Origin of the sequence: Rhizobium sp. Leaf311 (genome assembly GCF_001423445.1) — a bacterium.
Classification (GTDB): domain Bacteria; phylum Pseudomonadota; class Alphaproteobacteria; order Rhizobiales; family Rhizobiaceae; genus Agrobacterium.
Genome location: NZ_LMNZ01000018.1, coordinates 168065 through 191078, shown reverse-complemented (window position 1 = coordinate 191078; position 23014 = coordinate 168065). Strand labels below are relative to the sequence as shown.

The window sequence follows — 23014 nt, the reverse complement described above, 5'->3', positions numbered from 1 at the left end:
CTCAAACAAGTCAACACTGCCAATCCAAAAAAATACAGATTTTATGTAAGTCGCTGATTAGGCTGAGGTATTTCGGGTCGACTCAAAATCCGGCCCCACCAGCGGCCTCGCGGGCCTTGATATTTGGTCTCTGACTTCACCCGGCAGCGTCGCCTTGCTAAGGTCTCTCGATCCAGATCATCCGGGAGACCCCTATGCTTGTTCTCAATGAAGACGAAACGCGCCGTGCCTTGCCCTGGCCTGCTCTTATAGGGGCTATAGAGAACATGTTCCGGGTGGGCTGCGTAACGCCCTTGAGGCACCATCACGACGTAGAAGTGCCCGGTGAAAGAAACGCCACGCTCCTGATGATGCCCGCATGGGTTCCAGGTTCTTATCTTGGCGTGAAAATCCTGTCCGTGTTTCCCGACAACGCTCAGAGAGCGCTGCCAGCTATCTTTGGCACCTATCTTCTGTCGTCCGGAAAGACAGGCCAGATGCTTGCGGCGATTGAGGGTGGCGAACTGACGGCACGTCGCACGGCGGCCACTTCGGCGCTCGCTGCGCGCTATCTGGCACGGGAGGACGCCTCCGCGATGCTGATGGTGGGAACAGGGCGCTTGTCGCTTAATCTGATGGAGGCCCATGCCGCGGTCCGCCCCCTCACCTCTTTTACGATCTGGGGCCGCAATGCCGACGCGGCGGCAGCGACGGCCCAGAAGGCACGTGAGATCGGTCTGGACGCGCAGCCTTGTGACGATCTGGAGCAGGGCGCTCGGGAGGCTGATATAATCTCCTGCGCCACGCTTTCCGACGAACCTCTTATCAAAGGCGAATGGCTGAAGCCGGGTGCGCATCTCGACCTCGTCGGGGCCTTTAAACCATCAATGCGGGAGAGCGACGACATTGCGGTTCAACGCGCGACGATTTTCGTCGATACCTATTACGGCGCGCTGACGGAAGGTGGCGACCTTGTTCAGCCCCTCGGTTCCGGGGCAATCGAGCGCAGCGAAGTTGTCGCGGAGCTTTCCGAGCTTGTTTCCGGACGCTATGGAGGCCGCAAGAGCAAGGATGAGATTACGCTGTTCAAATCGGTAGGTGCTGCGCTGGAGGATCTGGCCGGCGCGATACTCGCTTATGAAAGCGTTATTGCAGAAAAACATTTGTGAATAAGATGTCGCAGACGAAAACAATGACACTGCCGGAGCTGCCGGTAACGGAGGTTCTCGCTGAGATTGGCGAAGCTTTGGCCACCTGCGGGCAAGCCGTCTTGTCGGCACCGCCGGGCGCGGGCAAGACTACACTGGTGCCGCTTTACCTCCTGCATCAGCCATGGCGCGGAGATGGCAAGATTATCCTGCTGGAACCGCGACGGCTCGCGGCGCGCGCAGCTGCAAGCCGCATGGCGTCACTGCTTGGCGAAACCGTCGGCGAAACCGTCGGCTATCGTATGCGGCTGGACAATCGCATATCCGCGAAAACACGCATCGAGGTCGTCACGGAGGGCGTTTTCGCCCGCATGATACTAGACGACCCCGAGCTATCAGGTGTTTCGACGGTCATCTTCGACGAATTTCATGAACGTTCGCTGGATGGCGACTTTGGTCTTGCCCTTGCGCTGGATGTCCGCAATGGACTGCGCGACGACCTTCGCCTTCTCGTCATGTCGGCTACGCTGGACGTGGAGAGAATCAGTGAGCTGCTGAAAGACGCGCCGGTCATCAAAAGCTTGGGACGTAGTTTTCCAATCGATATCCGCTACGACGAACGCAATGGGCAGGAGCGCGTAGAAGACAGGGTTGCCAGGGCCATTATCGCCGCCCATCAATCGGAAGCCGGTTCCATTCTCGCCTTTCTGCCGGGACAGGGAGAGATTACGCGGACGGCCGAACGGCTTGAGGGGAAGTTCGCAGCAGAGACGAGTGTCATACCTCTCTATGGCAACCTTTCCCAGAAAGATCAGGATGCTGCTATACAGCCCACCGGGGCTGGAAGACGCAAGATCGTGCTGGCGACGTCCATTGCCGAAACCTCCATCACCATCGATGGTGTGCGGGTCGTCATAGATAGTGGTCTGCAGCGGCTGCCGGTATTCGAACCCTCCACAGGCATGACGAGGCTTGAGACCGTGAAGGTTTCCCGCGCCTCGGCCGATCAGCGCGCTGGCCGCGCGGGACGAACGGAGCCTGGGATTGCAATCAGGCTGTGGCACGCAGGCCAGACAGCTGCGCTCCCTGCTTTCACGCCGCCGCAGATTCTGGCAAGCGATCTTTCTGCTCTTGCGCTGGACCTGGCGCATTGGGGTGTGGCTGATCCCGCCTCGCTATCCTTTCTGGACCAGCCTCCCGAAACTGCGCTTCGCGAAGCGCGAAACCTGTTGACGAGTCTTGGCGCGCTGGATGCTGCAGGAGCCATCACCCCGCGTGGCAGGCAGATGCGGGAATTGGCCCTACCGCCTCGCCTTTCCGCCATGGTTATTGCGGCACAAGAACACGGTCATGGCAATCAGGCGGCTCTGCTGGCGGTCCTCTTGACGGAACAAGGGCTTGGGGGAAGCGACATTGACCTTGAGGAAAGGCTACGTCGCTTCAAGCAGGAAAAGGGAGAAAGAGCGACGGCGGCAAGGGGGCTTGCAGGCAGGATCGCGGCTTCGCTCGGAAACACCGCTTCCGTCGATCCTGTGACTGCAGGACAGCTGCTGCTTCATGCCTATCCCGATCGCATCGCCTTTCAACGTGGCGGACGCGGGCGCTATGTCATGGCCAATGGGCGTGGTGCGGAACTTTCAGAAACGGAGCGTCTCGCTGCCGAGAAAATGCTTGTTGTGGCTGACGTCACTGGCCGCGCAGCGCAGCCACGTATTCTGGCTGCCGCTTCCATCAGGCGCGAAGATGTCGAGGATTATTTGCCGGATTCTATCGCCAGGGAAGATCAGCTGTTTTTTGACAAGGCCAGCGGTCAGGTCCGCGCACGTCGCGTCACGCGCATCGGCGCAATCATTCTTGAAGAGGCACCGCTTGGAAAACCGGCTGGCGAGAAGGCCGCGCTGGCTCTTGCCCGTGGCATTCGAGAGCATGGGTTGGGCCTTGTCAATTTCTCCAGGGAAGCGCAGCAATTGCGGCAACGTCTTGGTTTCCTGCATCGGACGATAGGTGATCCGTGGCCGGATACGCGTGATGAGGCACTTCTGGCCCGGCTTGAAGAGTGGTTCGTTCCGTTCCAGCATGACGTCAACAGCATTCAGGCCATCAAGAGTGGTGCGTTGATGGAAGGGCTGATGTCTCTTGTTCCGCATTCGGCGCAGCGCGAGCTTGGCAAATTGCTTCCCTCCCATTTCGAAGCGCCGACGGGACAACGGCACCCTATAAGCTATGAGGGGGAAGAACCGACACTGACCATTCGCGTCCAGGAGCTTTTCGGCCTGCGCCAACACCCAACACTGGCGGGCGGCAAATTGCCACTGCTTCTGGAATTGACCTCGCCCGCCCACAGGCCGATACAGACAACACGGGATCTGCCGGGTTTCTGGGCTGGATCCTGGAAGGACGTTCGCTCGGATATGAGGGGGCGGTATCCGCGTCACCCATGGCCGGAAGATCCGGCCTCTGCGCAACCGACCACTCGCGTGAAACCACGCGGGACCTGAAAAAGGAAGACGGCAAATGGCAGCCCAGCCAGAAGAAAACACACGGCTTGGCCGCGCCAGCCGTCATATCCGCCTGCAAACGATCGTCTGGTTACGTTGGCTGGCCGTGGCAGGGCAGACGGCGACCATTCTTCTGGTTGGCTTCGGGCTTAATTTTCCCTTGCCACTTCTGACCTGCGCAGTGCTGATCGGCGCGCTGGCGGTTGCAAATCTGTTTCTATCCGCCAGGTTTCCGGCTACCTACCGGCTTGAACCCTGGGAAGCGACGCTTCTTCTGGCTTTCGACCTGCTGCAATTGACGGCGCTGATCTACATCACGGGTGGTCTCTCCAATCCGTTTGCACCGCTCATCTGCGTTCAGGTCATCATTGCCTTTGCCTCGCAGCCCATGAAACACTCCCTCATGTTGCTGGCGTTTGCCCTGGCGTGCGTTACATCTATCGCGTTCTCGCCCTTCCCCGTGCCATGGTATCCCGGCGAAACATTGCCAATCCAGATCATCATCCACATCGGCATCTGGTGCTCCATCGTGGCGATGATGCTGTTTGCCGCCTTCTATGCCTACCGTGTTTCGCATGAGGCCAATCAGCTTGCTGACGCGCTGGCAGCAACGGAACTTGTGCTTGAACGCGAAAAGCACCTCTCCCAGCTCGATGGTCTGGCTGCAGCTGCCGCTCATGAGCTTGGCACCCCGCTGGCGACGATCAGCGTTGTTGCCAAGGAAATGGAGCGGGAACTGGGAAATGACGAACGCTTTGGCGAAGATGTTGCGCTTCTGCGCAGCCAGAGCGAAAGATGCCGCGATATTTTGCGGCGGTTGACATCGCTCTCAGCGGACGGTGAAGAACACCTTCGCAAGCTGCCCCTGTCTTCGCTGATCGAAGAGGTCATTGCACCCCATCGCGAATTCGGGATCAAACTCCGGCTCATCGAGAAGAGCGGCAGAAGCGGCGAGCCTGTTGGCGCCAGAAATGCTGGCATCATCTATGGTCTCGGCAATCTTCTCGAAAACGCCGTCGACTATGCCCGTGAGCTTGTGACCGTTACATCCTCCTATGATGCCCATCATGTGAAGGTCGTTATCGAGGACGATGGGCAAGGCTATGCGCCGGACATTCTCGCCCGGATCGGCGAGCCCTATGTCACGAAGCGCCAAAACGAAACCCGGGCTGGCGGACTTGGTCTCGGCCTCTTTATCGCAAAGACCCTTCTGGAGCGCTCCGGTGCGGTTCTAACTTTCGAGAACCGGGTCGATGACGGACCCGGCGCACGCGTCGCTATCGTCTGGCCGCGCGAAATTATGGAAGATAAGAAGAACAAATGAGTTTATTCTGCCTTCGGGTGCAATAAGGTCGGTTGATAGAAATAGACTGCGGAGAATGCCGGGATGAGTGACGACAAGCGGGACGAAAAGGGTGGAGCGTCGGCGAGCGAGGCTGCTGACGCGATAGGACCGGATAATTCCCTTCTGATCGTTGATGACGATGGCCCATTCCTGCGCCGTCTGGCGCGCGCCATGGAGACACGTGGCTTTGCCGTCGATACTGCCGAGTCGGTTAGCGAAGGCATCGCGAAGTCCAAGCTTTCGCCGCCTAAATACGCCGTGGTGGATTTACGTCTGGGCGATGGAAATGGACTGGAAGTGATCGAGGCGATCCGTCAGCACCGTGACGACACCCAGATCGTCGTCTTGACCGGATATGGCAACATCGCCACCGCTGTGACGGCCGTGAAGCTGGGTGCGCTCGATTATCTGGCCAAGCCCGCCGACGCCGATGACGTGTTCAATGCGCTGACCCAGCGCGAAGGCGACAAGATGGACCTTCCGGAAAATCCCATGTCGGCAGACAGGGTTCGCTGGGAACATATTCAGCGCGTCTATGAAATGTGCGAGCGCAATGTTTCAGAAACGGCACGACGTCTAAACATGCATCGCCGCACCTTGCAGCGCATATTGGCCAAGCGTGCTCCCAAGTAGACTTGTCAGTCGGAAGGCCGTCGCGTTCTGCCGCGCCTTCTCAGTCTGAATAGCTTTTGCCGGTGGACCACTCGGCCATCATCAGGCGCCTTGCGGCGGTCCTGGAAAAATCGAGCATGAGCGATTTGCGGGCGGCTGGTGGCAGTTTATGCTCCGGTGCTTCACGCACCATATGGGCGCCATAGCCATCGGAAACGAACAATCCGCAGTCTTCCGGGAAAATGTCGAGCGGGACGGCAGTATGGGTGGCAAAGAACAGCCGGTCGCAATGGGCGCGGTAATCCGGCCATTTTCGATCCACCCTGAAATCCTCTATCGAGGATTTGATCTCCACGATCCATATCTCTCCCTTGGCGGAAACGCTGATCAAATCCGCCCTGCGGCCACTTGAAAGCGAGAGTTCCGGCAAAATGGAATGGCGCATTTCGTTCAGCAATATCTGCACGCCACGCCTGACCAGCATCGCATTTTCCGACTGGCGACCGTCGATTAACGGGTTGTTATTGACGATGGAAAGAATAGTCATGGAAAAATCCGGCTGGTATGGGTCTGTGATGTTGCAAAAAGGCCATCCGAGCGCAATTTCGTGCGCCATATTCTATTGCTGCGGTGCAACGGCTTGCCAAGGCCAGAGTAATCGAAAATAACCCGTCTATTCAATAAGCTTCATGCATCGCCCCGATTTGGTGATATTTCCCGCGAGAACATCATGCGCATTCGCACTTTTTTGACTGCCCTCGGTCTGTCGTCGGTATTTGCTTTGACCGGCTGCGCCTCCACGGCGACCAAGACGACACCTGCCACACCCGCCTCCGCGCCAGCCTTTGTCGAAACGACACAGATTTTCGGTGACGAAGTTTACGGCGCGACAACCGATGCTGGTTACGCATTGCCGGCAATCCCAATCAACAAGGTGGACAAGCGCTTCCACCGCCAGATCGTTGCGTATGAAACACCCGAAAAGCCAGGCACCGTTATCGTCAATACGCGCGAACGCTTCCTGTATTACATTCTGCCCGGCGGCAAGGCCGTGCGTTATGGCATCGGCGTCGGCAAACAGGGCTTTGCATGGGCTGGTGAAGCCTATGTTGCGTGGAAGCAGGAATGGCCAATGTGGCATCCGCCAAAGGAAATGGCTGACCGCAAGCCAGAAGTCGCTCGCTATGTGGAAGCTGGTATGGGCCCGGGCCTGACCAATCCGCTGGGTGCACGCGCCATGTATCTGTTCAACGAAAAAGGTCAGGATACGCTGTTCCGCATCCATGGTTCTCCAGAGTGGAATTCCATCGGCACCGCGGCTTCCTCCGGCTGCATTCGCATGATCAACCAGGACGTCATCGACCTCTACAGCCGCGTCCGTCCGGGCCGCAGCTCCAAGGTCATCGTGATCCAGTAAGGATCATCGATCTCACCAAAAAAGCCGCCGGAACATTTCCGGCGGCTTTTTTTATGTCAGGTCTTGTAACTAACCTGCCTGCGTCGCCTTCAACTCCAGACGGCGGCGGTGCAAGACGGGCTCGGTATAACCGTTCGGCTGTTCCCTGCCCTTCAGCACCAGCTCAAGCGCAGCCTGAAATGCGATTGATCCATCGAAATCAGTCGCCATTGGCCGGTATGCCGCATCACTTGCGTTCTGTTGATCAACGACGGCTGCCATACGCTTCATCGTTTCAACGATCTGCTCTTGCGAAACCACACCGTGGCGCAGCCAGTTGGCCATGTGCTGGGCGGAAATGCGCAGTGTCGCGCGATCTTCCATCAGGCCGACATTGTTGATATCGGGCACTTTCGAACATCCAACGCCCTGGTCGACCCAGCGCACGACATAGCCAAGGATGCCCTGCGCGTTGTTGTCGAGCTCGCGCTGGATGTCTTCGGCGCTCCAGTTCGGACGGACGGCGACCGGCACGGAAAGAATATCCGAGAGCCTGGCACGGTCGCGCGTCTTCAGTCCGTCCTGTACGGCCGCAACATCCACGCTGTGATAATGCGTTGCGTGGAGCGTCGCTGCCGTTGGTGAGGGCACCCAGGCGGTGTTGGCGCCAGCTTTGGGATGCGCGATTTTCTGCTCCAGCATCGCCGCCATCAGGTCCGGCATTGCCCACATTCCCTTGCCGATCTGCGCGTGACCGGCAAGCCCGCATTCAAGGCCGATATCGACGTTCCAGTTTTCATAAGCGGAAATCCAAGCCGCCTGTTTCATATCGCCCTTGCGAATCATCGGACCAGCTTCCATCGAGGTATGGATTTCGTCACCGGTGCGATCGAGGAAGCCGGTATTGATGAAGACAACACGGTTCTTCGCTGCGCGAATGCATTCCTTGAGATTGACCGTCGTGCGGCGTTCCTCATCCATGATGCCCATCTTGATGGTGTTGGGTTCCATCCCGACCAGGGCTTCGACACGCGCGAATATGTCTGCGGCAAAGGCGACTTCTTCAGGACCATGCATCTTTGGCTTGACCACATACATGGAGCCCGCGCGTGAATTTTGACGGCGACCCTTGGCTCCGACGTCATAAAGCGCGATCAAGGCCGTGACCACCGCATCCATGATGCCTTCCGGGATGTCCCGACCGTCCTTGTCGAGGATGGCTGGATTGGTCATGAGGTGGCCCACATTGCGAACCAGCATCAGCGAACGACCGGGCAGTGAAAGCGATGAGCCATCGGCAGCGACATAGTCACGATCCGGGTTGAGGCTGCGGGTGAAGGTCTTGCCGCCCTTGGCCACCTCCTCGGTCAGGTCTCCGCGCATGAGGCCGAGCCAATTGCGATAGGCAATGACCTTATCCTGCGCATCGACCGCGGCCACCGAATCTTCGCAGTCCATGATCGTCGTGAGTGCAGATTCAAGGACGATATCCGAGATGCCAGCCTGGTCGCTTGCACCGATCGCCGTCGACTTGTCGATGACGATTTCGACGTGGAGACCATTCTTGGCAAGCAGGACCGACGACGGGGAGGCAGCCTCGCCCCTGTAGCCGACGAACTGGGCAGCATCGTTGAGGGTCTGCCAATCGCCCCCGATTTCGACATGCAGGGCGCCGTCTGCAATCTTCAAGCCGGAGATATCAGACCAGCTGCCATGCGCGAGGGGAGCTGAACGATCAAGAAAATCACGCGCCCAGGCGATGACCTTCTCCCCGCGCTTCGGGTTGTAATCCCGGCCTTTTTCGGCCCCGTCCGCTTCAGAAATCGCATCAGTGCCATAGAGCGCATCGTAGAGCGAGCCCCAGCGCGCATTGGCAGCATTAAGCGCGTATCGCGCGTTCATGACGGGAACGACGAGCTGCGGACCGGCGATCCGGGCAATCTCAGGATCGACGTTTGTAGTCTTTACCGTGAGGTTCTCGCCTTCGGGCAGCAGATAACCGATATCGCGCAGGAATGTCTCGTAGGCAGCAAGGTCTACCGGCGCACCATTGGCGCGGTACCAGTCATCCAGCTGGACCTGAAAAGCGTCACGCTTTTGCAGCAACTCTCGGTTCTTCGGGGAGAGCTGGTGGACGATCTCTGAAAATCCTCGGAAGAAAAGGTCTGCGTCCAGGCCTGTGCCGGGAAGAACCTCCTTCGTCAAGAAATCGTAGAGCGTCTGCTCAATGGAAAGTCCGTGCTGCTCGATGCGGCTCACTTTGCGTCTCCCTATCTGCATATTTGCAGACAGAGTGGACGCTCAAACCACCGCTCGTCAATCAGGCATCACCGCCAAAGTTCTTTTCTTTTTTGGAAACAATCTGGCGCAACCTGTTCCAGCTTTTACAGGAGTCGCTGCAACTCCGGCAGCTTCTCATTGACGAGCCAGCCATAATAGTTCTCTTCCGGCCATGCTGGCCCCTCGCCTGCTGCTGCCCTCTGACGGTTTTTCTGCGCGAGAACCGCTGCCCGCTGCTGTGATCCGCCGAGATTGTAGAGCGTCGAGGTCACGCCCGGATTTTTGGAGATGTCCATATCCGCAATCGATTTATAGTCATCGATCGACTTTCGGATAGCCGCTGCCATATAGGCCAGCGAGTGATCGGGATCCATGATCGCGTTGTAAACCGCTGCGGCATCATTCTCATCCAGCTTTTCATAGCCGGAAATTCTGGCGACGGTGTCGGACAGCATCAAAGCGGTCAGCGGGTTGATCTGCCCGAGCCCGAAGGTCTGACCGGCATAGAATGGCTGGAAGAAGACTGCGCTGAAGCGGTTATCGGGATAACCGACGCCATTGACCTGTTTACCGCGGAAACTGTCGTCCCAGACATCTTCGCGGCAAGTCCAGAGGCTGACGGATTCCCGCTTGGACTGGCATTTCGAAAACTGCTCATGCGCCAGAAACTGTGCAATGCTTTCGTCCTTGTAGCCAAATCGAAAACTGTTGCCCGCATAGGACGCCGCTTTGACGTAGTAAGATTGAAGCCGGTCATAGGCATCCACATTATAAGTGTGTTCACCGACGATTGCGCCAATCATATGAATGGGGTCAATTCCGTAGCGGCCTGCCGTGGATTTGATCTTGGCAATGAGCTGCTTGTCGCCCGACAGCAGATCCAGCACTTTCTGATATTTGCGATCAAATGTGGAATTGGAGCCCTTGGTGCGGCGGGAAGACGCCCCGGGCACCCCGGGCTGATCTTCGTTGCGATTTCCCGGCGGCACCACGCTTGCAGCCTCCGCAAAGGATTGGGAGACGGCGCCAAAAACCATGACGGCAGCCAGGACCAGAAGAATTTTACGCACGAGCGGATGCCTTTTTCTCGGCCGACGCGAGCGCCGGACCATTCCCTCAAGAGCCATTAACGTTTTCATTAGCGAAAAGCTTGGTCAAATGTCGAGACAAGGCCAGTAAAATAAGAGTGCGGCAAGATTTGCCGCACTCCGTATTATCTTAGAGAATGTAGCGCGACAGGTCCGTATCGGCGGCGATATCGCCCACATGCTCCTTGACATAATCCTGGTCGATCTTGACCGCAGAGCCACTGCGATCCGGTGCGTTGAACGAAATTTCGTCCAGTACCCGTTCCATGACGGTTTGCAGACGACGCGCACCGATATTCTCAACGGAGGAATTGAGATGCACCGCGACGTCGGCCAAAGCATCGATGGCATTATCGGTGAATTCCAGGTTCAACTCTTCGGTTGCCATCAGCGCAATATATTGACGGATGAGGCTCGCTTCCGTCTCCGTGAGAATCCGGCGGAAGTCCTCTTTGGTCAGCGGCTTCAGTTCGACGCGAATGGGCAGTCGGCCCTGAAGTTCTGGAAGAAGATCGGAGGGCTTCGAAACGTGGAACGCGCCTGATGCGATGAAGAGAATATGATCGGTCTTGACCGGCCCGTACTTGGTCGAAACCGTTGTTCCCTCCACCAGCGGAAGAAGATCACGCTGAACACCTTCACGAGAGACGCCCGCCCCCATGCCGCCATCGCGTGCGGCGATCTTGTCGATTTCGTCAAGGAAGACGATGCCATCATTCTCTACCGATTTTACGGCTTCGCGCTGGATGAGCTCATTGTCGAGAAGCTTGTCCGACTCGTCGCGAATAAGGTCCGCATAGGATTTCTCGACTGTCGTGCGGACCTTCTTGGTGCGGCCACCCATAGCCTTGCCGAACATGTCGGAAAGATTGAGGACGCCGATATTCGCGCCCGGCATTCCCGGAATTTCAAAACCGGGCATTCCGGAGCCTGCGTCAGCGACTTCGATATCGATTTCCTTCTTGTCCAGCTCTCCATCGCGAAGCTTCTTGCGGAAGCTTTCCCGCGTGGCCGGAGAGGCCGTAGAGCCGACAAGGGCATCCAGCACACGTTCTTCTGCGCTGGCATGAGCCTTGGCCTGTACTTCCGTGCGTTTCTTTTCCCGGACGAGGCCGATTCCGATTTCCACGAGATCGCGAATGATCTGCTCGACGTCGCGGCCGACATAGCCGACCTCGGTAAACTTCGTCGCCTCGACCTTGATGAAAGGCGCTCCGGCCAGTTTCGCAAGACGACGGGAAATCTCGGTCTTGCCGACACCGGTCGGCCCGATCATGAGGATGTTCTTCGGCATCACCTCATCGCGCAGGCTGTCATCCAGCTGCTGGCGGCGCCAGCGATTGCGCAGGGCAATTGCCACGGCACGCTTGGCGTCATGCTGACCGATGATGTGGCGGTCGAGTTCTGAAACGATCTCGCGGGGAGAAAAATTCGTCATTGTCTTCCTTTCGGCGTCTCTGTTACGACCAGCCATGTCGGCCCGGCCCACAGAACCCATATGTTTGGCGGCCGCAGCTTATTCTGCGTCGAGCGTTTCGATTACGAGATTATGATTGGTGTAAACGCAGATATCAGCGGCGATATCGAGTGCCTGTCGCGCCACTTCTTCAGCTGACTTTTCTGAATCCATCAGGGCACGCGCTGCCGCAAAGGCGTAGTTTCCGCCAGATCCGATTGCGATTGCCCCGTGTTCCGGCTCAAGGACATCGCCATTGCCGGTAATGGCCAGGGTTATCGACTTGTCAGCGACAAGCATCATGGCCTCGAGATTGCGCAGATATTTGTCGGTGCGCCAGTCCTTGGCAAGCTCTACGGCAGCGCGCATCAATTGCCCGGGATATTGCTCCAGCTTCTTTTCGAGCCTGTCGAGAAGCGTGAAGGCATCTGCGGTTGCCCCGGCAAAACCGGCAATCACTTCGCCCTTGCCGATGCGGCGCACCTTGCGGGCATTGCCTTTCATGACGGTCTGACCGAGACTGACCTGGCCGTCACCGGCCATGACGACCTTGCCGGCCTTTCTCACAGTAATAATCGTTGTCATCAAACACCTGTTTGCCCAAAATGGGCGTTGTCGGACCGCCCCTGCGGTCCCGTTCGAAGTCTATGTAAGTCCGGTTTTTGCGATTGCAAATCGGCACGCCCGGCTCCACCTTCGGACAATCGGGCCAGGCGATGTCTTGGCTGGATATTTGTGGGTCATGCTGATATGGAACGCCAATATCGATACGGAGCAGCCAGATGGCAGAACGCAGAGCTGAGATTTCCCGCAAGACAAACGAGACGGACGTCTTCGTGCGCGTGAACATCGACGGGACAGGCAAGTCGCAGATTTCCACGGGTGTGGGATTTTTCGACCATATGCTGGACCAGCTCAGCCGCCATTCTCTGATCGACATGGACATCAATGTGAAGGGTGATCTGCACATCGACGATCACCACACCGTGGAAGATACCGGCATTGCCATCGGTCAGGCCATTTCCAAGGCCCTCGGAGACCGTCGCGGTATTACCCGCTACGCTTCTCTTGATCTTGCCATGGACGAGACCATGACAAAGGCAGCTGTCGATATTTCCGGTCGCCCCTTTCTGGTCTGGAACGTGATGTTCTCGGCCCCAAAGATCGGCACTTTCGATACCGAGCTTGTTCGGGAATTTTTCCAGGCGCTTGCACAGAACGGCGGCATTACCTTGCATGTTCTCAACCACTATGGTGCCAACAACCACCATATCGCCGAGACCTGCTTCAAGGCAGTTGCACGTGTTTTGCGCACTGCGACGGAAATCGATCCGCGTCAGGCAGACCGCGTGCCTTCGACAAAGGGTATGCTGGCCTGAAAAGGTCAGGATCTGCACGCAGTGACGCAAAAGCAATCACGTATTCGTCACTCAGCGCAAAACGACGTCAGGAACGCCAATGATCTCATATATCGTTCTGGAAGCACCCGGTGGTCCGGATCGGGATCACCGCTCGACACGCCTGATTGCCGATCGTTTTTCCTGGCTCGCCTTTCTGTTTCCATGGATATGGTTTGCCGTTCAGCGCCTGTGGTGGGTCGCCATCGGGCTGGTCATTTTGCAAGTCGCAGCGGGGCAGCTTTCTGCGCTTGATGGCTTGGCCGCAACAGGTCTCTTTTTCGCCTTTGCCGCGGCCTTGGTAGCCGGATTCGAAGGTCGAAATCTTGTCGTTCGCCATCTTTTATCGAGAGGATGGACTTTCAAGACCGTTGTCGCGGCACCCGACCTTGCAACGGCAGAAGATATGTATTTTGCGAGCCTGCCGCTGTCTGAAACAGGTGTGTCCAACACCGTTCCGCATCCGGACTGGAAGCGAGATACAAAGAGCGGCAGTTACAAGACGAGCGATCCGGCAGGGTCGTTTCAGTTTGATCTGAATGGAAGGCGCTGATCATGCGTGTGGCAATTATCGATTACGGCTCCGGCAATCTTCGTTCGGCGACCAAGGCATTTGAGCGGGCGGCGCGCGAAGCCGGTATCGATGCGATCATCGATCTCACCGATGATCCCGATCGCGTTGCATCGGCCGATCGCATCGTTTTGCCGGGTGTTGGCGCCTATGCGGACTGCCGCGCGGGTCTTGCGGCCGTTCCCGGAATGCATCAGGCTTTGACCGACGCGGTAGAGACAAACGGGCGTCCTTTCATTGGCGTCTGCGTCGGTATGCAGTTGATGTCGTCTCGCGGACTGGAAAAGACGATAAGCCAGGGTCTTGGCTGGATCGAAGGTGATGTTGTGGAGATGACCCCAGCTGACCCGACGTTGAAGGTACCGCAGATCGGCTGGAATACGCTGGAGCTTCACAGGCCGCATCCAGTCTTTGAAGGCATCAAGACCGGCCCGGACGGTCTGCACGCCTACTTCGTCCATTCCTACCACCTTGCCGCAAGAAACGAGCATGACGTTATCGCCACCACCGATTACGGCGGTGCCATGACGGCTTTCGTGGGTCGCGACAACATGGTCGGCGCCCAGTTTCACCCGGAGAAAAGCCAGACACTCGGCCTTGCCCTGATTTCCAATTTCCTGCGCTGGAAGCCCTGACATGATCTTATTTCCCGCAATCGACCTCAAAGATGGCCAGTGCGTTCGCCTTAAGCTGGGTGATATGGAACAGGCCACCGTCTACAACACAGACCCCGGCGCTCAGGCAAAGGCGTTTGAGGACCAGGGTTTCGAATGGCTGCATGTGGTGGACCTGAACGGCGCCTTTGCCGGCCAGACTGTCAATGGCGACGCCGTCGATGCCATTCTCAAGTCCACCAGCAACCCCGTCCAGCTGGGTGGCGGTATTCGTACGCTCGATCACATCGAGGCCTGGCTGTCGCGCGGCTTGGCCCGCGTTATTCTGGGAACCGTTGCCGTGCGCGATCCGGTTCTGGTCATGGAGGCGTGCAAGCGTTTCCCCGGTCAGGTGGCCGTTGGTATCGATGCCAAGGGAGGCAAGGTCGCGGTAGAGGGGTGGGCCGAAGCCTCCGAACTCGGGGTCATTGAACTTGCACAGCGTTTCGAGGGCGCTGGTGTTGCCGCAATCATTTACACCGATATCGACAGAGATGGCATTCTGGCCGGCATTAACTGGGCATCCACCCTGGAGCTGGCGAATGCGGTATCGATCCCGGTCATTGCCTCGGGTGGATTGGCGTCGATTGAGGACATCAAGAGAATGCTGGAGCCTGACGCGGCAAAGCTGGAGGGTGCGATTTCCGGTCGTGCCCTTTATGACGGGCGCATCGACCCGGCTCAGGCACTGGCTTTGATAAAGGAGGCGCGCGCATGACCCTGAAGGCTCGCATCATACCCTGCCTCGATGTGAAAGATGGCCGCGTGGTCAAAGGCGTCAATTTCGTCGATCTCATCGATGCGGGTGACCCCGTCGAAGCGGCGAAAGCCTACGACGCTGCCGGTGCCGATGAGCTCTGCTTTCTCGATATCACCGCCTCGTCAGACAATCGCGATACCATTTTCGATGTTGTCTCCCGCACAGCCGATCATTGCTTCATGCCTGTTACGGTCGGTGGCGGTGTTCGCGCCGTCGGCGATATCCGAAAGCTGCTGCTGTGTGGCGCCGACAAGGTGTCCATCAATTCGGCTGCCGTGAAGGACCCGGATTTTGTCGCGCAGGCCGCCGATAAATTCGGCAATCAGTGCATCGTGGTCTCGATCGACGCCAAGAAAGTTTCGAGCGCCGGTGAGACGGATCGATGGGAGATTTTTACCCATGGCGGTCGCCAGGCCACGGGCATCGACGCGGTGGAATTTGCCATCAAGATGGTTGAGCGTGGCGCCGGCGAATTGCTTGTCACCTCCATGGATCGTGACGGGACAAAGAGCGGCTATGACATCGCCTTGACCAGAACGATTGCAGACCAGGTTCGTGTCCCTGTCGTTGCTTCGGGTGGCGTTGGCACGCTGGATGATCTTGTGGCTGGTGTCAGGGATGGCCACGCGACGGCGGTTCTGGCTGCATCCATCTTCCATTTCGGAACATATTCCATTGGCGAAGCCAAAGCCTACATGGCCGATCACGGCATCGCCATGCGTCTTGATTGATCTCACTAGGATATTGCGAGATGACTGCATTTTCCCTTTCCGATCTGGAGCGTATCGTGGCGCAGCGCGCCAGCGCCTCGCCAGAGGAATCCTGGACTGCGAAACTCGTCGCTTCGGGCCAGCCACGTGCCGCCAAGAAGCTTGGTGAGGAAGCGGTGGAAACCGTTATCGCCGCCATCTCCAACGACCGCAAGAACCTGACGGATGAGGCAGCCGACCTGCTCTATCATCTTCTGGTCGTGCTGAAGATTGCAGACCTGCCCTTGTCAGAGGTGTATGCGGAACTGGAACGGCGCACGGCACAATCAGGCATCAGCGAAAAGGAATCGAGGCCTGGAAAATGACGACTGTGGCACGCATGGGAGGACAAGGCATGCCAAACACGCTCGATCATTTCCGCCCCGATGAATATTCGCCCTATCACTTCTTCAGTTCAGAACAATGGGCAAAATTTCGCGCCGATACGCCGCTTACCCTGTCCGCTGACGAGGTAAAGCGTCTGCGCTCGCTGGATGACCCTATCGATCTCGATGAGGTCCGGCGGATTTACCTGTCTCTGTCTCGCCTGTTATCGACCCACGTGGAGGCTTCGCAGCTGCTGTTTCAGCAGCGGAACCAGTTTCTGAACATGGCCGACGTCAACAAGACGCCGTTCGTGATCGGCATTGCCGGCTCCGTTGCCGTCGGGAAATCGACGACTGCGCGTATATTGAAGGAGCTTCTTGCGCGCTGGCCGTCGAGCCCGAAGGTCGATCTCATCACCACTGACGGCTTTCTTTATCCCAACGACGTCCTGCGGCGCGAAAACATGATGGACCGCAAGGGCTTCCCGGAAAGCTACGACATCGGTGCCCTATTGCGCTTTCTGTCGGCGATCAAAGCCGCGCAGCCGGATGTCCAGGCGCCACGATATTCGCATCTGACCTATGATGTGGTGCCGAACGAATTCACCACCATCGATCGTCCTGACATTCTGATCTTTGAAGGCATCAACGTGCTGCAATCCCGCGACTTGCCAGCGGGTGGGCGGATCGTGCCGATGGTTTCGGATTTCTTCGATTTCTCGATCTATATCGACGCCGATGAGAGCCTGATCCACAACTGGTACGTCAACCGCTTCATGAATCTGCGCCGGACCGCGTTTCGCGATCCTTCCTCTTACTTCAACCGTTACGCCACGATTTCGGAAGAAGCGGCGCTGGCAATCGCCGAAGGGCTTTGGGAAAACATCAACCTGAGAAACCTCAGGCAGAACATTCTGCCATCCCGCCCCCGCGCTGACCTTATTCTGCGCAAGGGCAAGGACCATCTGATCGACACGGTAGCGCTGCGGAAACTCTAGTTTCTTGATCGGGCAACAAAATCGCTCTAGTCGTTATCTGGCCTGCCGCGCATCTTCTTGACGTCCGAGCGGCCGGATTTTTCCTTCAACCGGCGCTCAACCGACCCCTTGGTGGGTTTGGTTGGCCTGCGTACCGGTGGCGGTGGCTCCGCCGCCTTGAGAATCAATTCCTTGAGACGTTCGCGGGCATCTTCGCGGTTGCGTTCCTGCGTGCGAAACCGGTTTGCCTCGATCATCAGCACGCCATCCTTCGAGACTCGCCTGCCGCCGAGCTGCAGAAGATTGGTCTTCACCCGGTCCGTCAGAGAGGGTGATCCGGCAACATTGAAAAACAACTGAACGGCGGTAGAGACCTTGTTGACGTTCTGTCCGCCAGGACCCCCGGCCAGCACGAATTGCTCCGTCAGTTCCCATCCGGCAATCGTTATTCTGTTGCTGATAAAAAGTGGTGCACTGGCCATCTTTATTCTCCGGCGGCGGTGATGCCACAGATCGGGGCGAATTGAAACCATCAGCCTCGTGTGAAAAGATCGCAGCGCGCAAGGCTCGGGCCCTCTCTGGAGGTCACGCAGCGACTTTCTGAAAGGATCCAACCACGGCGATTTTGTGGTTCGCGGGATCCTAAGGACCAGCCCGAGGATAAGGCTGGGAGTGCAGAAAGGTGTCCGGCCACGAAAAAACCCGGCACAAGGCCGGGTTTCGTTTCACGTGAATCCAAAAGCGACGTTATTCAGCAGCGATCTTCAGGCCAGGCGCTGCTTCGCGCACCTTGCTGTCGACATGGTCTTCGAACTTGGTGAAGTTCGTGACGAACATGGAAACCAGCTTCTTTGCCTGCGCATCGTAAGCGGCACCATCTGCCCAGGTTGAACGCGGATCGAGAATGCCGTTGTCAATGCCTTCAAGCGCCGTTGGAACAGCAAAGCCGAAATTGGCGTCCGTCCGGAACTGCGCGTTCTTCAGTTCACCCTTCAGCGCTGCCGTGAGAAGCGCACGTGTTGCCTTGATGGGCATACGCTTGCCAACGCCATAGGCACCGCCGGTCCAGCCGGTGTTGACCAGCCAGCAGTCAACGCCATGCTTGCCGATGAGGTCACGCAGCAGATTGCCGTATTCTGCAGGATGACGTGGCATGAACGGCGCACCGAAGCAGGTCGAGAAGGTTGCTTCCGGCTCTGTTACGCCCTTTTCCGTGCCAGCCACCTTTGCCGTGTAACCGGACAGGAAGTGGTACATGGCCTGTTCTGGCGTCAGACGTGCGATTGGAGGCAGGACGCCGAAGGCATCTGCGGTGAGCATGATGATGGTCTTGGGATGACCGGCAATGCCCGTTTCCGATGCATTCGGAATGAAGTGCAGCGGATACGCACTACGGGTGTTTTCCGTCAGCGAGTTGTCGTCGAAATCAGGAACGCGGTTTTCGTCCAGAACGACGTTCTCGAGCACGGTGCCGAAACGACGGGTGGCGGCATAGATTTCAGGCTCTGCCTCCGCCGAAAGCTTGATGGCCTTGGCGTAGCAACCACCTTCGAAATTGAAGATGCCTTCCTCGCCCCAGCCATGCTCATCGTCACCGATCAGTGTACGCGCAGGGTCAGCCGAGAGTGTCGTCTTGCCGGTGCCGGAAAGACCGAAGAATACGGCTGCGTCACCCTCAGGGCCGACATTGGCCGAGCAGTGCATGGGCATGACACCCTTGGCAGGCAGCAGGTAATTCAGAACAGTGAAGACGGATTTCTTGTTTTCACCGGCGTAGGATGTGCCACCGATAAGAACCAGGCCCTTGGTCAGGTCGCAGGCAATGACGGTCTCCGTCCGCACACCATGACGAGCGGGATCCGCCTTGAAGCTCGGCAGATTGATGATTGTCAGCTTCTGCGTGAAGGAAGACAGCTTCTCGCGCGAAGGGCGGATAAGAAGGTTGCGGATGAAAAGGCCGTGCCATGCCAGTTCCGTAACAACGCGAGTCGGCAAGGCGTTGCCTTCGTCCGCGCCGCCGATCAGATCCTGAACATAGAGCGTCTTGCCAGCAGCGTGAGCGAGCATGTCCTTGTGAAGCAACTCGAAGTGCTCTGGCGAGAGCGGCTTGTTGTTATCCCACCAGATCTTGTCTTCGGTGGAAGCGTCGCGAACGACGAACTTGTCTTTTGGCGAACGGCCCGTGTGCTGACCCGTCACGGCACGCAAGGCACCATCTGCAGTCAGATCGGCTTCACCATTTCGGATGGCGTGCTCGTACAATTCACTCTCAATGAGATTGTAATGCACGGCGGCTACGGCCGACAAACCAAGCGTCGACACGCCATTTTCAGGATTGTGTACTCCAAGTTCCTTCACGGGCGCATTCCTTTTTCAGACAAAGCCGTTCAAAATTCTCCCGGAAATTAATCTGCGTTTTAAAAAAATACAAGACGGTTATTTTAAAATATCCAATAATTTCAATATATTAATCGATTTAAAAGATTTTATTTCATTTTAAATCGGTTTAGTTCGCAGCTCGTGCCGGAAATACCGTCGGCTCTGGAATTTGATCCCGGCGGAGCGACCGATAATGTGGTATTTTCCTTTGCCACAATTTGTTCCACCTTTATACTCAAGACAAAGGCTCACGGCGCGCAACCTTGGCTGGGATGATGTCGGGAGTATTGATGAATGACGATGGAGACCAATATTATGCAAACGATTGCGCTTGTGGACGACGACCGGAATATTCTGACTTCGGTCTCGATCGCCCTGGAAGCAGAAGGCTATAAGGTCGAAACGTATACGGACGGGGCTTCCGCCCTCGACGGGCTCGTCGCGCGCCCTCCACAACTGGCAATCTTCGATATCAAGATGCCGCGTATGGATGGGATGGAATTGCTGCGCCGCCTCCGGCAGAAGTCGGATTTGCCGGTGATCTTCCTGACGTCCAAAGACGAGGAGATCGACGAATTGTTCGGCCTGAAGATGGGCGCCGATGATTTCATCACCAAACCTTTCTCGCAAAGGCTTCTCGTTGAACGTGTGAAGGCGATTCTGCGTCGGGCAAGCAGCCGTGACGCAGCGGTGCCGGGCGCAAGCCCCCTCAAGCCTACCGCGGACCAGCAGGCGCGTACCCTTGAGCGCGGCCAGCTGGCCATGGATCAGGAACGCCACACCTGCACCTGGAAGGGTGAACCCGTGACCCTGACCGTCACAGAGTTCCTCATCCTGCATTCGCTGGCGCAGCGCCCCGGCGTCGTCAAAAGCCGCGATGCCCTCATGGATGCCGCATATGACGAACAGGTCTATGTCGATGATCGTACGATCGACAGCCATATCAAGCGGCTTCGCAAGAAGTTCAAATTAGTCGACAACGACTTCGATATGATTGAAACGCTTTACGGCGTAGGATATCGCTTCCGCGAAGCAGCCTGAGACACGGCTGAAGAGACAATGACGCCGCGATTGGAGCGGCGCTGAGGAATGACGTTGCTGAACAAGGCGCAGGACAGCGTATCGGATCAAACCGATGCCGACGACCGTGATGGCGGGCGGCGGTATCGCATTCATCCGTTGACGATTGTCCGGCGCATCTTCGGCAATGCTGTGTTCTCCAGCCTTACCCGTCGTATCCTGTTCTTCAACGTCGCCGCGACGGTCGTTCTGGTTGGCGGCATTCTCTACCTCAACCAGTTTCGTGAGGGGTTGATCGACGCCCGCGTCGAAAGCCTTCTGACACAGGGCGAAATCATCGCGGGCGCAGTTTCGGCTTCGGCGTCGGTCGATACCAATTCCATCACCATCAATCCCGAGAAGCTGCTGGAATTGCAGGCGGGGCAGAGCATCACGCCCGTTCCCAATGATGAGGATCTCAGCTTCCCGATCAATCCGGAGCGTGTGGCTCCCGTGCTGAGACGGCTGATTTCGCCGACGCGAACACGCGCAAGACTGTTCGATGCGGACGCCAATATTCTGCTGGATTCGCGCCACCTTTACTCGCGTGGTCAGGTTTTGCGATACGACCTGCCACCTGTGACGCCTGAAACCCAGACCTGGGGTGACTGGTTCGCCAGCGTCTTCAACCGTATGCTTCAACCCAGCAGTTTGCCGCTCTACAAGGAAACACCGGGCGGAGATGGCTCGATCTATCCCGAAGTGATGAATGCGTTGACGGGCGTGCGTGGCGCGGTCGTGCGCGTCACGGAAAAGGGAGAATTGATCGTTTCGGTCGCCGTTCCCGTGCAGCGCTTCCGCGCCGTCCTCGGCGTCCTGCTGCTGTCCACACAGGCAGGCGATATCGACAAGATCGTTCACGCCGAGCGTCTGGCAATCATGCGCGTGTTCGGCATTGCGACGCTGGTCAACATCGTGCTTTCCCTGCTTTTGTCGTCTACGATTGCCACGCCACTGAGACGACTTTCGGCAGCGGCCATCCGTGTGCGCCGTGGCGCAAAGGCGCGCGAGGAAATTCCCGATTTTTCGGCACGTCAGGACGAAATCGGCAATCTTTCCATCGCCCTGCGGGAAATGACCAATGCGCTCTACGACCGTATCGACGCCATCGAGAGCTTCGCTGCCGATGTGAGCCACGAGTTGAAGAACCCTCTGACCTCCTTGCGCAGTGCCGTGGAAACGCTTCCTCGCGCCAAGACCGAGGAGTCGAAACAGCGGTTGACCGAGATTATTTTCCACGACGTGCGTCGCCTCGACAGGCTCATCAGCGATATTTCAGATGCCTCGCGCCTGGATGCCGAGCTCGCGCGGGCGGACGCCTCGCCTGTGGATCTTGAAGTGCTGCTGAGCAGCCTCGTGGAAATTTCCAGGCAGATCAGCACCAAGAAGAAGAGCGTCACCATCGATTACGCCGTCGATCACAAGCCCGGGACCAAGGTCAGCTATATCGTCAATGGACACGACCTGCGCATCGGGCAGATCGTTACCAACCTGATCGAAAATGCCCGGTCCTTTGTGTCTCAGGACGGTGGACGGATTTTCGTGCACCTGCTGCGCCATAAGGATCGCTGCATCATTCGCGTCGAAGACAATGGCCCCGGCATTCAGGCCGAGGATATCGACCGCATTTTCGAACGTTTCTACACCGACCGCCCCGCAAGCGAGGGCTTTGGTCAGAATTCGGGCCTTGGTCTTTCGATCAGCCGCCAGATTGCCGAAGCCCATGGCGGCAGCCTGAAAGCAGAAAATATAATCGACAAGTATGGCGTGATTTCCGGCGCTCGCTTCAGCCTCTCGCTTCCCGCAGCGAAGAACGCGCATGAGCGTTGAGCCAACCAATTTTCACGGCACCGCCATCGTCATCGGCAAGACCGGCCTTCTTTTCGTCGGCCCATCCGGCAGCGGTAAAAGCGAGCTCGCCTTCAGTTTCCTGACCGAGGCGGAACGCTGTGGCCTTGATGCCGCCCTTGTCGCCGATGATCAGATCTTCATATCCGTAAGAGATGGTGCAGTTATCGCCAGACGACCTGCCACTATTGCGGGCCTTCTTGAGCTTCGCGGCAGCGGCATCGTGAAACTTCGAAGCGTTGAAACGGCGCAGATGCATTACGCCATCACCAGCGTTGCATCTCCTGACACACCCCGCCTGCCTCCTGACAACGAGATGCTGGAAATTGCCGCTGGCGCTCATCTGCCCCTGCTGCGAATTGCTCGTGACAGCATCATGCCCTATGGAAAATTTGCTGCACTTGCTCAGAATCTTTTCATGACAAAGGGAATGTGAACGGATATGCCACATTTTGGGGCTTGCGCTTCGGATTTTCCTCATCAAGATGTTGCC

The 23014-nt window shown here is 57.3% G+C and carries 22 protein-coding genes; 15 read left to right on the top strand and 7 right to left on the bottom strand.

What is annotated here, in order from left to right:
* Positions 1-194 precede the first annotated feature (194 nt).
* The 4 genes from ASF69_RS16570 to ASF69_RS16555 all read left to right on the top strand — a co-directional run bounded on the left by ASF69_RS16570 (position 195) and on the right by ASF69_RS16555 (position 5603).
* Positions 195-1148: an ornithine cyclodeaminase family protein gene (locus ASF69_RS16570; protein ID WP_062589305.1), complete on the top strand. Its 954-nt coding sequence runs from the start codon at positions 195-197 to the stop codon at positions 1146-1148.
* Between the two features lie 5 nt (positions 1149-1153).
* A complete protein-coding gene (gene hrpB, locus ASF69_RS16565) occupies positions 1154-3625 on the top strand; it encodes an ATP-dependent helicase HrpB (protein ID WP_062589304.1) in 2472 nt (823 codons plus the stop codon).
* Between the two features lie 16 nt (positions 3626-3641).
* Complete coding sequence (locus tag ASF69_RS16560) at positions 3642-4949, top strand: ActS/PrrB/RegB family redox-sensitive histidine kinase (protein WP_062589303.1); 1308 nt, start codon at positions 3642-3644, stop codon at positions 4947-4949.
* Between the two features lie 63 nt (positions 4950-5012).
* A complete protein-coding gene (locus tag ASF69_RS16555; protein WP_062589302.1) occupies positions 5013-5603 on the top strand; it encodes an ActR/PrrA/RegA family redox response regulator transcription factor in 591 nt (196 codons plus the stop codon).
* Positions 5604-5643: 40 nt separating this feature from the next.
* On the opposite strand, the gene ASF69_RS16550 is transcribed toward ASF69_RS16555, so the two are convergent.
* Positions 5644-6129, bottom strand: coding sequence for an MmcB family DNA repair protein (locus tag ASF69_RS16550; protein ID WP_062589328.1), 486 nt, complete (start codon positions 6127-6129; stop codon positions 5644-5646).
* A 183-nt stretch (positions 6130-6312) separates the two neighbouring features.
* On the opposite strand from ASF69_RS16550, the gene ASF69_RS16545 reads away from it, so the two are divergent.
* The gene (locus ASF69_RS16545) at positions 6313-6999 is read left to right on the top strand and encodes a L,D-transpeptidase (RefSeq protein WP_062589301.1); all 687 of its coding nucleotides are present in this window, start codon (positions 6313-6315) and stop codon (positions 6997-6999) included.
* Between the two features lie 69 nt (positions 7000-7068).
* Here ASF69_RS16545 and ASF69_RS16540 read toward each other — a convergent pair whose 3' ends face one another.
* The 4 genes from ASF69_RS16540 to hslV all read right to left on the bottom strand — a co-directional run bounded on the left by ASF69_RS16540 (position 7069) and on the right by hslV (position 12387).
* Complete coding sequence (locus ASF69_RS16540) at positions 7069-9237, bottom strand: malate synthase G (RefSeq protein WP_062589300.1); 2169 nt, start codon at positions 9235-9237, stop codon at positions 7069-7071.
* Positions 9238-9362: 125 nt separating this feature from the next.
* Complete coding sequence (locus tag ASF69_RS16535; RefSeq protein WP_062589327.1) at positions 9363-10328, bottom strand: DUF1402 family protein; 966 nt, start codon at positions 10326-10328, stop codon at positions 9363-9365.
* A 148-nt stretch (positions 10329-10476) separates the two neighbouring features.
* Positions 10477-11784, bottom strand: a complete 1308-nt coding sequence (hslU, locus tag ASF69_RS16530) for an ATP-dependent protease ATPase subunit HslU (RefSeq protein ID WP_062589326.1) — start codon at positions 11782-11784, stop codon at positions 10477-10479.
* Positions 11785-11862: 78 nt separating this feature from the next.
* Complete coding sequence (gene hslV, locus ASF69_RS16525) at positions 11863-12387, bottom strand: ATP-dependent protease subunit HslV (RefSeq protein ID WP_062589299.1); 525 nt, start codon at positions 12385-12387, stop codon at positions 11863-11865.
* A gap of 197 nt (positions 12388-12584) precedes the next feature.
* On the opposite strand from hslV, the gene hisB reads away from it, so the two are divergent.
* The 7 genes from hisB to coaA all read left to right on the top strand — a co-directional run bounded on the left by hisB (position 12585) and on the right by coaA (position 17256).
* Positions 12585-13181: an imidazoleglycerol-phosphate dehydratase HisB gene (gene hisB, locus ASF69_RS16520; protein WP_062589298.1), complete on the top strand. Its 597-nt coding sequence runs from the start codon at positions 12585-12587 to the stop codon at positions 13179-13181.
* A gap of 79 nt (positions 13182-13260) precedes the next feature.
* A complete protein-coding gene (locus ASF69_RS16515) occupies positions 13261-13752 on the top strand; it encodes a DUF2628 domain-containing protein (RefSeq protein ID WP_062589297.1) in 492 nt (163 codons plus the stop codon).
* A gap of 2 nt (positions 13753-13754) precedes the next feature.
* On the top strand, positions 13755-14405 hold the full coding sequence (gene hisH, locus ASF69_RS16510) for an imidazole glycerol phosphate synthase subunit HisH (RefSeq protein ID WP_062589296.1): 651 nt from the start codon (positions 13755-13757) through the stop codon (positions 14403-14405).
* A gap of 1 nt (position 14406) precedes the next feature.
* Complete coding sequence (hisA, locus tag ASF69_RS16505) at positions 14407-15141, top strand: 1-(5-phosphoribosyl)-5-[(5-phosphoribosylamino)methylideneamino]imidazole-4-carboxamide isomerase (RefSeq protein WP_062589295.1); 735 nt, start codon at positions 14407-14409, stop codon at positions 15139-15141.
* Entirely contained in the window at positions 15138-15914 is a 777-nt protein-coding gene (hisF, locus tag ASF69_RS16500) for an imidazole glycerol phosphate synthase subunit HisF (RefSeq protein WP_062589294.1), read from the top strand. The genes hisA and hisF overlap by 4 nt, the downstream gene beginning before the upstream one ends.
* A 20-nt stretch (positions 15915-15934) precedes the next feature.
* Entirely contained in the window at positions 15935-16258 is a 324-nt protein-coding gene (locus tag ASF69_RS16495) for a phosphoribosyl-ATP diphosphatase (RefSeq protein ID WP_062589292.1), read from the top strand.
* A 14-nt stretch (positions 16259-16272) separates the two neighbouring features.
* On the top strand, positions 16273-17256 hold the full coding sequence (gene coaA / locus ASF69_RS16490) for a type I pantothenate kinase (protein ID WP_200939101.1): 984 nt from the start codon (positions 16273-16275) through the stop codon (positions 17254-17256).
* Positions 17257-17282: 26 nt separating this feature from the next.
* On the opposite strand, the gene arfB is transcribed toward coaA, so the two are convergent.
* Positions 17283-17717 (bottom strand): alternative ribosome rescue aminoacyl-tRNA hydrolase ArfB, encoded by a 435-nt coding sequence (gene arfB / locus ASF69_RS16485; RefSeq protein ID WP_062589288.1) that lies wholly within the window; start codon positions 17715-17717, stop codon positions 17283-17285.
* Between the two features lie 265 nt (positions 17718-17982).
* Positions 17983-19593, bottom strand: a complete 1611-nt coding sequence (locus ASF69_RS16480) for a phosphoenolpyruvate carboxykinase (RefSeq protein ID WP_062589286.1) — start codon at positions 19591-19593, stop codon at positions 17983-17985.
* Between the two features lie 336 nt (positions 19594-19929).
* On the opposite strand from ASF69_RS16480, the gene chvI reads away from it, so the two are divergent.
* From chvI to ASF69_RS16465, 3 genes are read left to right on the top strand one after another with little or no spacing between them, the layout of a single operon-like run.
* Positions 19930-20655, top strand: coding sequence for a two-component system response regulator ChvI (chvI, locus tag ASF69_RS16475; protein WP_103587306.1), 726 nt, complete (start codon positions 19930-19932; stop codon positions 20653-20655).
* Between the two features lie 54 nt (positions 20656-20709).
* A complete protein-coding gene (locus ASF69_RS16470; protein WP_062589325.1) occupies positions 20710-22503 on the top strand; it encodes a sensor histidine kinase in 1794 nt (597 codons plus the stop codon).
* Entirely contained in the window at positions 22493-22957 is a 465-nt protein-coding gene (locus ASF69_RS16465) for a serine kinase (protein ID WP_062589284.1), read from the top strand. Before ASF69_RS16470 ends, ASF69_RS16465 begins: the two co-directional genes overlap by 11 nt.
* Positions 22958-23014 lie beyond the last annotated feature (57 nt).